The organism is Rheinheimera maricola, assembly GCF_016918075.2.
Taxonomy (GTDB): domain Bacteria; phylum Pseudomonadota; class Gammaproteobacteria; order Enterobacterales; family Alteromonadaceae; genus Alishewanella; species Alishewanella maricola_A.
In genome coordinates this window covers 404558-418747 of the sequence record NZ_JAERPS020000001.1, presented here as the reverse complement: position 1 = coordinate 418747, position 14190 = coordinate 404558, and the positions used below count along the sequence as shown (strand labels likewise).

Below are 14190 nucleotides of genomic sequence, written 5' to 3'. Positions count from 1 at the left end.
TGCCCCTAAATCCCCCTTTTTCAAAGTGGGACTTTAAAAGCAAACAACAACCGTCTTCCCCCCCTCTTTAGCAAAGAGGGGGTTGGGGGGAGATTGGAAATTTGGTGGACGGGAGATTCGTCAACGCAGCTGGTCTATCAACTGCACTTTGCCGCCCCCACGCAGTTGCAATTGCCATTTACCGCCATCGGGTAATCCAGCGGTATCGCGGCAGAATGCGCTTTGCCGCTCATTTAATGCCAGCGCACGGCGAGTATCGCCATCAAGCCACAACAAGCTGGCTAGTGTGTTGTCAGTTGGTAGGTTTACACATACCTGGCTGGCCCGTTCGTTAATAGCCATCCCGTTAGCTTGTGCACTGTTCATCGTTAACACCTGAGCACTGCTCAGTGTCTGGCTGTACAGCCTGCTATCGCCCTGATACAGCGCAAAAGCGGTCACCTTTTTACCCTGCCACAGTTGCGGTACCGCAAATACCAACTCAGTGCGTGGCTCACCGTGGCCCGGCAGCAACTGCTGTACCGGCAGGCTGGCCGGCTGCGCTGCGCCAAACCACAGCCGCAGCTCATACCCCATGCTGGCGCTTAGCCTGGGCAATTGCTCCAGGTACAGGCTCTGCTCAACCTTGATAGCACTGCCAGCTTGCTGCAACCGGTAATACCAGCCTTTATCAGGTGCATTGTCGGTTGCCTCCTGCTGCTGTGCAACGCCAGCATCAGACAAGCTATTCACCGCCGGGTGGACCAGTTGCTGTAAGTAGTCTTGTACTTTCTCGAAGTTATAATCCGACACATGGCGGGAACCGCAATAGCCCATCACATCGTTGTATATATCGGGAGATAACAGTGCAGAAAAGTCTAGCGGCACACCAAAACTACCGGTGCTGCCACCCGCGTAAGGGTAGGCTGAGTCGGGGTTGCCTGCAGTACCGCAAGGCGCGTGCGGCAGGTTAAAGTTGTGGCCAAGCTCGTGGCTAAGCACCATATCCAGTGTGCCTGTACTCACTGCCCCTACAGAGACAAAGCCCGGCCGGTAACCACGGCCTCCGAAGGAGTCGGTGTTCATGGCAGATCTAAAGTAGCCGTAGTAGTAATCTTCACCTTGTTCAATGATACGTAAGTCGTACAACTCACTTAACATGGTACTGGTGGTAGTCGTTGCCGCCGGCGTAGCCAGTTGAAACGGCTGGCGCCGCGCAATAGTAATGTCGGCCAAGGGCCACACGGTAAGCAAAGATCGCCTGACAACATCGTCCGCCGGCAACACGGTGATGTCATCGTCTAACTGCAACGGCACCAGCGTCAGGTTAATGCTGTTAATGTTGGCAAAAACCGGCGAAATAACCAATTCCGGCACACCGGCCAGCTGTAGCACAAATTCGCTGCCAGCGCGCATATAGGCCGCTGGCACAGTTACCCGGTAGCTTTGGTCAAGATTGGTATACTGCCGGCTGTCAGGCAAGGTCGCCGGCACCGTAACGTCAAGCGCAAAGCGACTGCCCGCCACAATGGCCTCAGCATTTAGCGGCGGTGGCGCGCTACCCTGCCCGGATACAACATGCAAACGCAACTCAGCATCACGCCCCGGCACCAGATAAGGGTTCGACTTCACTACGCCCTGCAGCCAATCGCTGCCGGCAACATACACCGCGCCAACCGGGGAATCGGTATTAAAAATCTCGTCGATATCAATCCGTCTTGGCCGGGCTAACAAGCCGGTGTCTACCACTATGTGCGGCCGCACCCTTGCCTGCTTAATCTGCGGCAACAGCCATTGCTGCTGCAAATGGCAGTTTTCCAATACCGCGACCGGCGCACGGGGTAATTGATAATCTAAATCGGTATGCAGCTCACAACGCCAAGGCCCGGTATCTTCTGCGGTTACTTGCCAATTTAACGTTAAACCGGCCGAGCTTAAGCTTGCGCTGACATCAAACTGGCTAATGCCATCGTCAGTTGGGCAAACCGCGCCTGCTGGCGGTGAATCATTATAGGTATAGGTTACAACGCCGTTTTGCCGCAGCTGTTCAATCACTAATAACGCTCTGGAATAGCCGCTGGTTTTCAGGCAGCCGCCTACCGACAAATAGTTGCCGTGCAACATAGACGAGCTAAGTAATGGCTGTAAATCGACTATCGGCGTGCGATAGGCAAGCAATCTGCCAAGGCCCGGCAATTGGGTAAGCGGGCCTAAGTCCTGTACAAGGGTTGAATTGATATCTAATTCATACAACCCGCTTAACGCTGTTACCGGCTCTAAAGCGTCTACCTTGGTTTGGCCAATATTCAGTGTCGAAATAGGTGTCTGCTGCAGCGCCCACAGCGCATCCGTAGTAATTGGGTTGTTACTGACAATCAGGTTGTTTAGCGGCAATGCACTCAGTGCCGACAGATCGGTAATATTATTACCCGCCACATTAAGAACTCTTAGTTTAGACAGCGCTGCCAGCGGGGTTAGATCGGCAATTTTAGTAAATGACAAGCTTAACTCGGACAAGTCGGCAAACATCGACATATCCGGCAAGCTAAAGAGGCTATTAGAGCCTAACTGCAAACTAAATAAGCCGGCACCCACCGCTTGCTTTTTCGCCAAGGCCTGCAACAGGCTAATATCGTCCAACAGGTTATAGGTTAAATTTAACCGGCGCAGCCCGGTAGCATATTGGATCCCATCCAACCGGCTAATTTGCATACCATTGGCATCCAGCCGGGATAACGTCGCCAGCACGGACGCCGCAATAGGTTCATCGGCTGTCAGCCCCAGCTGTTGGCGCACTGCGCTATCTAAATTCGCATCAGCAAAAATAACCTGCTGATCTGAGGTAAATTGCACCTGTAACTCACAGTCCGCCGTTACCTTATCAATAATGGCATAGTCGCCATCAAAGCTGGCAGCACAACCATCCACCTGGGCGACAACATAACCTTCGTCGGGTATCAGCTGAAACACTGCACGGTCACCGGCCTGCACTGTAGCACTGGCTGGCGTAACAGTCCCGCCACTATTGGCCTGAGTAGTTACTGTGTAAGTCGCCGCTTCAAAACTCACGGCCAAGCTGCAGGCCTGCTGTAAAGGCGCCGTAACAAAGCTATTGCCGTTTAGCTCGCCATCACATCCTTGCACCGCCGCCACCTTAAAACCCTCATCAGCCAACAGGGTAAAATTGGCTCGGCTGTTATACGACACCTGCTGGCTGGCGGGTGACACCGAGCCGCCACTGCCGGCACTGGCGGTTATCTCAAACACCACAGGTTTAAATACACTGGTTACGGTACAGTTTGCACTAAGCGGGCCTACCTGGTACTGCTCGCCGGCTAAACTGCCACCGCAGCCGATGACAGAGCCAACAGCAAAGCCCTCGGCAGGTGTTATTGTTAAACTGGCTTGCTCATTAACACCTAATGTCAGACTTTGCGGCATCACCGTGCCACTGCCCTCTACCACGGTCGTTACCTGGTACTGCAGCGGCGTAAAACTGGCACTTACCTGGCAATTCGCCAGCACAGGTGCGGTGGTATACAGCGCGGCATTTAACTGGCCACCGCAGCCACTCGCGCTGGCAATAGCAAAACCGGCATCTGGCTGCAGGGTAAAACTGGTGGTTTGGCCGCTGCGGACACTTTTACTGGCTGGCATAATACTACCGCCAGTGCCGGCAACAGCAGACACAGTATAGTTAACCGGTTCCGGCGTTTTATTGCCAGAGCCCTCGCCAGCCCCACCACCACACCCCAGTAAAAACAAAGGCAAAATCAAATAAAAATTACGGCTATTCAACAGCATAGCAGGCTCCTGGCAAAGATAAGGTGGTCAGTATAACCTTAAACTAACGCTGGTCTCCATCGCAAAAAAGGGCATATGCCGCGCACTTTCGTCAGAAGAAAATGCGCCCAGTGACGTGATCGTCACCATATCATCAAGAGGTATGACGCCAAGTGGCGTCTAGGCTACAAATGATATAGATCGGCTAACAGTACAGAAAAAATACACCTTAATTGAAAACTAACTTGATTTGACGAAAGCATTAATTGACGTAGCGTTGTAATACTTAGCCAAAATTGATTCTCAGCTTTGCTAGTGTTGCTTACATACACTAGCTGATAATGACTATCATGATGAATGAATCGTCCACCTTCATCGGATTGTTCAAATGTAATATGTGAGATAGCTTCCGGGGGCAATTCGGGTAACGTTGCACTTTCGCCAGGGTAGATTACGGTGGTCGGTAATATTGTTCGGCCACCACTGATACCAAATTCCTCTGCTATTGTTATCAGGCATAATAAGTCATCCTTGTCTTGGCGCAAATGCAAACGTACCAGTCCTTTGCTTTTAGCTCGCACTAACGGCTGAACCCAGCTGGTCACTTCGCGTGTTGAACTTAGCGTACGATACATATGCACATCAATACTGCTGTTATCATTGGTAAAAATACCATTGTCGTTAAGCTCGATACCCTCTACCGTTTCTAATGGTGCTAATCGCCAATGCCACCAATCTGTATATTGGCCATGAATAAATTGCTCATTAAATAACACTAATTCATCACCTTTAGGAGTGCGCGCATCCTGGGTATAAAACACCGACCAATCAAACACGGCCAATAAAGAACGTAAATCAGCATTCAAAAAATGACTGAGCGTTAAGGCGGAAAACACTGCTGGTACCGATGCCCAAATCATACTGTCATCAGCAAATACTGGCTCATCCAACAACACATAATTATGAAACTTACTCTTTTGAAAATATCGGCAGCCTAAATCAAGTTGCATCGATGTGCCTAGCGGTGTTATTCCGACTTTAAAATGAGTAAACCAATCGACACATGCAGAACTTTTCCCACCATGCAGCCGCAGATAGTTAGCCGGTGTAGATTGCACCGTGGGGCCAAATTGAGCTACGTTGGGATTTCCTGGTTCTACTCTTGCCTGTAACAAAACATAAATCTGCCCGTCTTTTACCATAAACGCCAAGCCAGTTAATGCACTTTGCGGCTGGTACAGTACAAGATTTGTCTTTTTAGTAACTTGGTGTTGTATTCCGCAAACGTGGAAAAAACCATTAGTTCTATGCGAAAGCGCACCATTTTCCAGGCGCCAGTCGTCTTGCTCGGATAATTGAACCGGAAAAAGTGAAAAATTAGCTGCATCAACTACCGATTGAAGAAATGATTGAAGATCACCCAAAGAATTGGCAATTAAATTTAAATTCGACATTTATCTACTGGACTCCACTCAATATTTGCTCTCTATCAAGTTCTGGGTATGACGAAGTCACGTCAACCTGCCGATACTCAAGGTCTAAGAGCTCAGCTAAGAAGCGCTGAAAAGGAGGGTTTTTTAATGACTCAGGTTGAATCAACGTAACTTTAGCCCCTGGTTTTAGCCAAATCATATTAGCAAATTCAGCGCCTCGCATAGCAAATACCCCTCTGCATTGGCTAAAAGCAACTATCTGCTGTTTAAAAGATACAATGCCGGGTTCAAATATTGCTACTGCAATACCTAAATTGTGTAGTACTTCAGCAATAAACTCTGGATTTTTGATCCCTCGACGACTCATACCATAGCCTTTAATTACCGCACTACCGGTATCTTTATTATAAAATTCTGGCTCAGCGGAGCGTTTTAAAATCAATATTTCATTTCCAACATAAACATTAATTTCATGCTCTAATTTAAACTTAAATAGTAAAATAAATTTGACGCGCCAAATTGCAGACTTCAAATTAAAACTGCTTAATTCCTTTGCTATATCCGAATGTATTTCAAGCTGCTTCAATAGATTTTTTATAACCAGATTATCGGTATATTTTGACTCAAGCATAGGTTTCAGCATGTACATATCCCAACGTGAAACCCAAATCACGTTGTAGTCATTTCCAGAAGGCAGCTGAGTAAGAATCGAACAATTAACTCCTAAGCTGCTTAACGCCTCTTGAAGAATCGGGTCCATCAAAGGACCACATGTCATAAAAATATACTGGTTACCGGGTCTAGTCCGAGAGGAAATAATATAAACAGAAGGTAGTAAATAACCCCACATAAAATGGAAAAAATGCTCACAAGAGCCGAGCTCAAACCTATCATCAAATCGAAGAACAATACTTTTATTGCTTTCTATCACTGATTATATCCAGAAGAAAATACACATCTTTATTGAGGCTTATTACTCAAGCGACAGCAGCCGTTCAAAAGCAAAAAAACTGCTAAATGCCACACGCTCTCTCTCTGCGATGAGTAACGGAAAACTTTGTACTTTTTGCAATACCGCCTGTTGTGCCGCTTGGTATCGTTCGGCACTATCAACTGTTGGTTCAAGCTCACGCAAAGCTTGTGTCGCTTCATCTACTGACATGCCAAAAATATTAACAACAGCATCTTCATTTTTGTTTATCACATCATAGAGACGACTATCTGGCCCCGCATAGGTTATTGGTATTGCGTTGATAGCAAAGGCATCAAAAGGTTTTTCAGTAATATAATTTCCCAGCACCGTATTCTCTATTGCTGACATCAACATTACATTACCGTGCAAACTAGTCAGCTTATCTAAATGCCAATCAGGCAAGGCTTGGCGCGCTGTATCACTATGCCAGCCCCGCCCCTGAACACTGGCGGTTCTATGTGATAAAAATTGCGCGGCAAGCTCACTACGATACACACTTAAACCGAGTAGCTCACCGCTTTGGTTTACTTTGTGGTATTTCGCTTCGGTGCGCTTCTCTGCCATAAATGCATGCCGATAGCGCACGTTCTGCCACAGTGTCAGCAACTGTTGTGCTGTTAACTGCAGGTTGCCGGCCAGTAGCTTGGCGTAGCGCTGTATATAGTGGTTTTCCGTGGTAATAAAATATGGTAACTGTACAAAGTTAAAAATATCTGTTGTGGCATGATTTAGAAAGTCGTATTTCAGCGTGTGGTTCACACCATTAATTTTTACCGAAAACTGCCCTGTCGGCTTGATAAAGTCTTCGTACCATAAGCTATCCCACAGAGGTTCTTCAGAAAATACCACCAGCTTTAGAGCTGGCCTAGCTTTCTGCCATGCCAGTAATTGCGCCGCTTCAGAACGTAAGTCAACAAAATAACTCGCAACAATAAAGTCAGCGGCTAAAGGCTCGGTGACAAAATCAAAGTAAGGTATAAAAAAAGGCCGATAATCCGGGTAAGCGAAAGGTGTGCGCTGAGCATGCTTTCCAGGCAATAAATATACTTTAATTTTGTTCATCAGCTGCACACTGCTCCATCCAGCGAACTACCGGTTTAAAGTGCTCTGGGGCTGAGATTTGCAGCGCGTGTTGCGCAGCGGTTCTTAGTGGAAGCGAGCAGACCAATTGCATATCAAGTAATAAGTAACTTTGTAAAGTAAGCAAAAAGGTGGAGGTAGAATAGGCATTACTTTGCTGCATCGCTGTAGCTGCCATCATCGTTAACGCAGCATTACTTTGTTGATAACGCTCAGACACCCGGCGACTTAAAAACAACTCCAGCTCTATCAGCCAGGCAGGCGAAAAAAGAACTTCCTTTCCATCCGCTATCGCGACGGATAATTCAGGATCCTGGCTGTTTAGGCTAAAACAGCGCTGGGGCGAAATAATCAGCTCAATGGCCAGCGATGCAAACAAGTCACGCAAAGTGGCGTCCAGCGGCTCAGACATTACCGCCAGTCGATATAAACAGCGGCTATGCGATAATTGGTGTCTAAGCTGATGCAAGGCAGCATTATCTGCAGCTAACTGCTGCCAGTTAAACGCTAACAACGTAACCGATGGCAACGTTGCAAGCATACTGTCTGATAACAGCGTAACCGTTTCTTGCAAAAACGAGTTTGCCGGTAAATTATTGCTGCATAGCACTTTCAAACCAATATCTCGCTTCCGGCTGTACGGTAATAACTGGACTTGTCGAATTAGAACGCGTTAGCCAAAACCTGAGACACTAGCGCAACAGCTTGTACCTCAGTATTTGATTCGCAATAACATCTTAGCTCTGGTGCGTTGCCTGACGGACGTAAATGCACAATATCACCGTCAACAAAGGTCATTCTAAGGCCATCGGTGTTATCGATACTCAACAAGGTCTTAGTATCCAGTGACAGCATATTTAGGCTTTGCTCTGGATTAGCATTCAGGCTGTCTAATAATTGCTGGCTACGCGTTGCGGGCACATTTTGAATACGGTCACTGGCCGTAAAACGTTGCGGCAACATAGCCAACAATGCCGACACCGGACGTTCCGCAGCCGATACAAGCACAGCTAGCGCAGGTAACAAGGCGTCACGGGTAGGCAATGCTTTAAGCGTTTTGTCAGCAATAATAATATCGCTACCCAGCAAAAAACCGCCGTTCGCTTCAAAACCAGCATAACTTAGCTCTGTTTTTAATGTTTCAAAGGCTGCAATAACATAAGGCGAACCAATGCGGGTACGAAGCACTTGATTAAACACACCACTTTTTTCAATGGCGGTATTACAGCTTACAGGAACAGCAAGTGCATCTATACCTAAGGCTTGAGCACATAGCAGCCCAACAATATCACCACGCAGCCAATGGCCATTCTCGTCAGACAACAAGGGCCTATCACCATCGCCATCGGTAGAAAAAATCGCATCAAATTGATACTGCTTAGCCCACTGCATGCCTTTTTGCTTATCGGCGTCACTTACTGCTTCTGTGTCAATGGGCACAAAATGATCACTACGTTCAAGCCGGGTGACTTTAGCACCTAATGCTTCAAACACTTGATAATAAAGTTCTCTGCCAGCACTTGAATGTTCATATATGCCGATATGTTTACCCGATAAAATACCTGCAGGGTAAATACTCAGATAACGCTGCAGGTAGTTTTTTGCAGCAGTATCTAATACTGATTGCGTTACAGGCGTAAACAGGGGTAAGGGGGTATTTACCGATAAAATAGCCTGCTCATCCGCTTTACTAATTTCGCCATCCGGTCGGTAAAATTTAATACCATTACGATCAAACGGAATATGGCTGCCGGTAATCATTATTGCCGGCACCTTATCCTGCATAGCCTGATACGCCAGTGCTGGTGTGGGTATTACACCATAAAAATCCACCGGAACGCCAATAGCCTTGAGTACACCCGCCACTGCGGCCGCCATTTGTGGGCTACTCGGGCGGTTATCTATCGCCACAGCAACCCGGTCAACAGTGAAGTTTTGCTGCATCACCTTGATAAAATTAACAGCAAAGGCCGCACAAACGTCATCGGTGAGATCAGTAACCAAGCCCCTAACCCCACTGGTACCAAAGGCGACATGGCTACGTTGAATAACTTGCGTCGTACTCAATGCCATTTTAAGCCCTACCGTAGCGGTCAGAAAAACGCACTATATCGTCTTCGCCTAAATAGGAGCCCGATTGCACTTCTATCAATTCAAGCGGAATTTTACCTGGATTTTCTAAGGCATGTACCGCCCCAAGCGGGATATAAACCGACTGATTTTCACTTAACAGCGTATCTTTACCATCAACAGTTACATTTGCCGTACCCGACACAACTATCCAATGTTCGGCACGGTGATGATGCATTTGAATCGACAACTTCTCGCCAGGTTTAACCGTAATACGCTTAACCTGATAACGCTCGCCGTTATCAATAGCATCATATTTACCCCAAGGCCGGTATACTTCACGGTGAATTCGATGCTCGCTGCGACCGGCAGCCTTTAACTGCTGCACTATTGCTTTTACATCTTGTACTTTGTCTTTCGCGGCGACTAAAACTGCATCTTTTGTTTGCACAACTATAATGTTTTCAAGCCCTACGGTAGCAACTAAACCGGTTTCGGCAAAGACAAAACTATTTTTACTATTCGTGCTTAACACATCGCCATGGTGTACATTCCCCTCTGTGTCTTTGGTGCTAATTTCCCACAATGACGACCAGGCTCCAACATCACTCCAACCGGCATCCAGCGGCACTACTACCGCATCAGCCGTTTTTTCCATTACCGCATAGTCTATTGAGTCGTCCGGACACGCGATAAAAGCTTCTTTATTTATCCGAATAAAGTCTAAATCCGGGTCGACTTCCGCCATGGCAAGCTCACAGGCGGCATAGATGTCAGGCCGATGCTGTTTTAATTCAGCCAAAAACACACTGGCTTTAAACATAAACATGCCACTGTTCCAGTAATATTCACCACTGGCTAAATAAGACTGCGCCGTTACCAAATTGGGTTTTTCTACAAACTGCGACACAGCATAAGCGCTACCCGTTGCGTTACCCCGCTTGATATAGCCGTAGCCCGTTTCAGCCGCCGTAGGCACAATACCAAAAGTGACTAATTTATTATCCGCTGCAAATAGTGCCGCCTGCTGCACAGCAACAGTAAAAGCGCTGGTATCGGCAATAACATGATCTGCCGCCAACACTAATAGCAGCGGATCAGTGCCCTTTTTTACTGCCGTTAATGCGGCCAGTGCAATGGCTGGGGCGGTGTTACGCCCGGCAGGCTCTAAAATAATATTGTGATCCAACTGCTGTATCTGCCTTAGTTGCTCAGCCGCAATAAAACGATGCTCTTCGTTGCATATCACTAAAGGCGGAAAAGCATCGACATCTTGAAGTCTTTGTACGGTTGCCTGCAACATGGTTTGCTTACCGTCCAGTTTTAAAAACTGCTTAGGCATTAAATCACGCGATAATGGCCACAGCCGGCTGCCGGTGCCACCAGCCATAATTACGGGTAATATCATTCCATTTCCTAATATTACTAAAGTTTAAAAATATCCTGCTTACAGGCTAGTCGTTTTTGAGCAAGCACAACGTTGAAGCCATAGATCTTGTCACACCATGGCTGCAAACCAAACACGTGCTTATAATAACAAATAGCCAACGCCTCATGCCTTAAAACCAGTGCTTCTTTTGCAGCACCTAATAAATCCGGCACACCAAGCAATGAAGTATCAAAGAACATCTCTGGTTTAGCTTCAACAAGACTATTGAGCAGTTGCAAAACATCCGCTGTGGTAAGGCAACTGACATGTTCAGCATTCACGGGTAAATACGCAATTTTACTACAATAGCGCCACCAACCAAGCACAGAAAATACTTTTAAATGCTTATTTTTATCTTCAGTAGCAATAATTTCTACTACAGGACCATTGTATCTCGGAATTTTGTCAGTTAACCACGAGTAAGCTTGTAACCTATCTGCTGCAAAATGCTCGGGACGACCAATCGGAGCGCAGTCTCCAACGATAAATACACCGGTGTTCATTCCCTGTGCTTGCAGTGTGCTTGCGGCAAAAAAGGCCGGTTTAGCACCACTACTAACGCCATAAAAATGGGTAATACCTCCAGATACATTGGCATTTACGTAATCACACAGCTTACTCACTACTTCATCTAACTCAGGTTGAGGTTCGCCTATGGGGTTATATAGGGCTGACGTGGGCACCATCACCAACCTAATATCTAACGTTATATTAGCGGCAAAATCTTTCGCCCAGCCAAAACCAACAAAAGGCGGCACCACCACCAAAGTAACAGCCGCACTACTATTGCGATGAATACTTCGGCCAGATGTTGTCAGAGCAGTGATAACATCCTCTATAGTTGCATTAATGGAGATAAGCTCAAGAGGGTAAGGTTTGTCTAACATTAAATCTAACTGAGCAAAAAAATTAAGCAGATCGAGTGAATCACCACCTAAATCTGAAAAACTTTTTGTTACGTCGGTTTGTAGTGGTGTTTTCAGCGTTTTGAGCCAAAGTAATAATACGGGTAAAAAATAGTCTTTATCACCATCCTTTGCTAAGTACAGACGGCAACCAGGAGACACTATTTTTGTGGGCTCTCTGGACAAGTTAGCTAAAGCAATCGTGTTAAGTTTTTTCTGATCAACTTTGAAATTCGGCAACCGGGGTAGCGCGTCCAACCAGATAAAGTAATGCGGTACCACGGCGCGGGAAAACTGCGAGGTTAAGTGTTGTTTAAGTGTAGGTTCAACAACGGCGTTACCAACCAATACTGCAATTAGCTGTGATTGTTCATCATAATCTAGCGTTAACAACGCAACATCACAAACCTCTGAAAAACCTCGTAGCTCGGCTTCCAGCAACGACAAGTCAACTAAGTAACCGCGAATTTTCACCTTACTATCAGCACGCCCAACAAAGGTGTATAAACCACTATCAAGCACTTTTACCAAATCACCGGGCCGATAACGGCGCCAGCCTGGCTTATCATCTTCGTCAATAAACGCCTTAGCCGTAAGCTCTGGCTCTTGCCAGTACCCCAAGGCCAAATAAGGACTTATTACCTCGACCTCAGCCAAATCACCATCACAGTAATGTAAGCGGGTATCGCGCTCAGCAATAGCATAACCTACCGGTACAATTGTCGTTGGGATCAGCGTATTCCGGTCAATTAACCAGTGTCGGTAAAGCGTAGCGCACTCGGTAGAGCCAATACCGTTATAAACTATCGCATTATCTGGTAACACCTTAAAAAGCTGAATAAGATCAGACTTAAATAGTCTGTCACCGGCAATATAACAAAGCCGAACACTTCGTAGTAAGCTCGCATTGGGGTTGCTATTTAAAAAACTGCGCAGTAATGGTGGAATAGCGTGAAATATTGTAATTCCAGTTTGAGCAACAACTTTGGCGATCCCAACCAAACCGGTCTCTTTTGGATTAATGCGTACCAAGGTTGCACCATTGAATAACGCCGCAAAAATATCCCTAATAGCACCGTTAACAGACGCCGAGTAAATGCCAGAAAAACAGTCACTTGCTGATATATTTATCGCCTGACTATACTGCATAACATCATGTAGCAAGCCACGTTGGTTTTGATAAACCCCTTTCGGCTTTCCAGTGGTACCCGAAGTGTAAAGAATATAAGCAACACTGTCTGCGTTAGCGCGCACCGATATATCTTGTTGTACTGCGCCGGCACACAGCGAGACCACATTAACAACCACGGCCAGCGCCTTAGCGCTGTCATCGTGATGTTTAATCAATACAATCTCTACACCAGCATGCTTCACAATCGCTAATGTGCGTTCCAACGGAAAATCAGGATCTAAGGGTAAATAAGGACGACCAAGCGCTAAGCACGCCAACATTGCACAAAGTAAATCAGAGTCATAGGGCAGATATAGTGCAACGGGACCATCGCCGTCTGTTAACATCGACATTAAAAAAGCAGCCCGTTGATACAGCTGAATATAACGTATGCCTATACCTTTGCTATCAATGAATGCAATGCGCTGAGGGTATTGGCTAACGACAGCCTTAAATCTAAAAAAAGCTGACTGATTAAGCGTGTTGTCACCCCAGGGCTCAGTCAAGTACCAACCTTATTGCATCTATCCACGCTTTAACTTCAGCATTGTCAACCGCTAATGGAAGAACACAAGGTGCGGTAAATAATGCTGTCTTTTGCGAGAAGCGTGTCAGTAGGTCAGCGGCGTGTTTTGCAAAGTTGCTTGGATTTTGCCAAACCTCTAATGGTAAACCAATAACCGCCTCGCATTGTGTCAAGGCTCTAAACGATTCCGGTGTTGGGTTTGCGCTGTCAAGTTCATAGTGGACTCGTGCATTAGACACCTTAGGAACCGCACCAAAATGGATACCCTGCCCATGCAAATGTAATATGGTATCGCCCACTTTTTCACATGCAGCAAGCACGGCATCATCGCTCTGCTTTGCAAACCGGAAGTAGTCGTCCTTCGTCAAAATTGCCCTGCTGCAATGCTGACTCGCTATAAAATAACCATCAACGCCCGCAGCGCTATAAAGATTAAGCAGCTTTATAAAACTAAGTTTTAGTTGCGTTATAGCAAACGCAACAGCATCAGGTGCAGTGCGTATATGCAAGGATAAAACCTCAGGCCCTGCTAACATCATTGCCAGTGTAACAGGGCTAAACAGTGTGACGTAAAGCGGAACTGCTGAAGGTAGTTCTTGCCGGGTAAGGCTAGCGGCGGTAACAATTTCTTGTTCAAACGCAGTCACATCGTCACTAAGGGTATACCAGTCATCTGGCTTAACGATAAATCGCTTAATAAAGCTGCGCCGGCCAAGGGGATCATTGCACCAGTGCGCTAAGCCTCCCCGATCTGCAATTTGGTAGTTCCCTGCAGGCGTAAGCTTTACAAAATCACCGCCTGTTTGCTGGTAAAACATTAACGTATTGGCGGTAAGGCTAG

At 46.6% G+C, this 14190-nt stretch carries 9 protein-coding genes; all 9 read right to left on the bottom strand.

What is annotated here, in order from left to right; genetic code table 11:
- Window positions 1-120: 120 nt before the first annotated feature.
- The 9 genes from I4W93_RS01965 to I4W93_RS01925 all read right to left on the bottom strand — a co-directional run bounded on the left by I4W93_RS01965 (window position 121) and on the right by I4W93_RS01925 (window position 14167).
- Window positions 121-3783, bottom strand: coding sequence for a leucine-rich repeat domain-containing protein (locus tag I4W93_RS01965; protein ID WP_205310109.1), 3663 nt, complete (start codon window positions 3781-3783; stop codon window positions 121-123).
- A gap of 164 nt (window positions 3784-3947) precedes the next feature.
- A complete protein-coding gene (locus I4W93_RS01960; protein ID WP_205310110.1) occupies window positions 3948-5216 on the bottom strand; it encodes an NDP-hexose 2,3-dehydratase family protein in 1269 nt (422 codons plus the stop codon).
- A 4-nt stretch (window positions 5217-5220) separates the two neighbouring features.
- Window positions 5221-6126 (bottom strand): glycosyltransferase 61 family protein, encoded by a 906-nt coding sequence (locus I4W93_RS01955; protein ID WP_205310111.1) that lies wholly within the window; start codon window positions 6124-6126, stop codon window positions 5221-5223.
- A gap of 42 nt (window positions 6127-6168) precedes the next feature.
- Window positions 6169-7230, bottom strand: coding sequence for a hypothetical protein (locus I4W93_RS01950; protein ID WP_205310112.1), 1062 nt, complete (start codon window positions 7228-7230; stop codon window positions 6169-6171).
- Window positions 7217-7864 carry a hypothetical protein gene (locus I4W93_RS01945; protein ID WP_205310113.1) on the bottom strand — a complete coding sequence of 216 codons (648 nt, stop codon included), beginning with the start codon at window positions 7862-7864 and terminating at the stop codon, window positions 7217-7219. The genes I4W93_RS01950 and I4W93_RS01945 overlap by 14 nt, the downstream gene beginning before the upstream one ends.
- A gap of 47 nt (window positions 7865-7911) precedes the next feature.
- Entirely contained in the window at window positions 7912-9321 is a 1410-nt protein-coding gene (locus I4W93_RS01940; RefSeq protein ID WP_205310114.1) for a phosphomannomutase, read from the bottom strand.
- A 1-nt stretch (window position 9322) separates the two neighbouring features.
- Entirely contained in the window at window positions 9323-10726 is a 1404-nt protein-coding gene (locus tag I4W93_RS01935; RefSeq protein WP_205310115.1) for a mannose-1-phosphate guanylyltransferase/mannose-6-phosphate isomerase, read from the bottom strand.
- Window positions 10727-10743: 17 nt separating this feature from the next.
- Window positions 10744-13329, bottom strand: a complete 2586-nt coding sequence (locus I4W93_RS01930; protein ID WP_205310116.1) for an AMP-binding protein — start codon at window positions 13327-13329, stop codon at window positions 10744-10746.
- The gene (locus I4W93_RS01925; RefSeq protein WP_224673284.1) at window positions 13322-14167 is read right to left on the bottom strand and encodes a uroporphyrinogen decarboxylase family protein; all 846 of its coding nucleotides are present in this window, start codon (window positions 14165-14167) and stop codon (window positions 13322-13324) included. The genes I4W93_RS01930 and I4W93_RS01925 overlap by 8 nt, the downstream gene beginning before the upstream one ends.
- Window positions 14168-14190 lie beyond the last annotated feature (23 nt).

Excerpts from the sequence above, each read along its gene's own strand:
- I4W93_RS01940 (WP_205310114.1), bottom strand. The coding sequence starts at position 9,321 with ATGGCATTGAGTACGACGCAAGTTATTCAACGTAGCCATGTCGCCTTT.
- I4W93_RS01925 (WP_224673284.1), bottom strand. The coding sequence starts at position 14,167 with ATGTTTTACCAGCAAACAGGCGGTGATTTTGTAAAGCTTACGCCTGCA.
- I4W93_RS01960 (WP_205310110.1), bottom strand. The coding sequence starts at position 5,216 with ATGTCGAATTTAAATTTAATTGCCAATTCTTTGGGTGATCTTCAATCA.
- I4W93_RS01965 (WP_205310109.1), bottom strand. The coding sequence starts at position 3,783 with ATGCTGTTGAATAGCCGTAATTTTTATTTGATTTTGCCTTTGTTTTTA.
- I4W93_RS01950 (WP_205310112.1), bottom strand. The coding sequence starts at position 7,230 with ATGAACAAAATTAAAGTATATTTATTGCCTGGAAAGCATGCTCAGCGC.
- I4W93_RS01935 (WP_205310115.1), bottom strand. The coding sequence starts at position 10,726 with ATGATATTACCCGTAATTATGGCTGGTGGCACCGGCAGCCGGCTGTGG.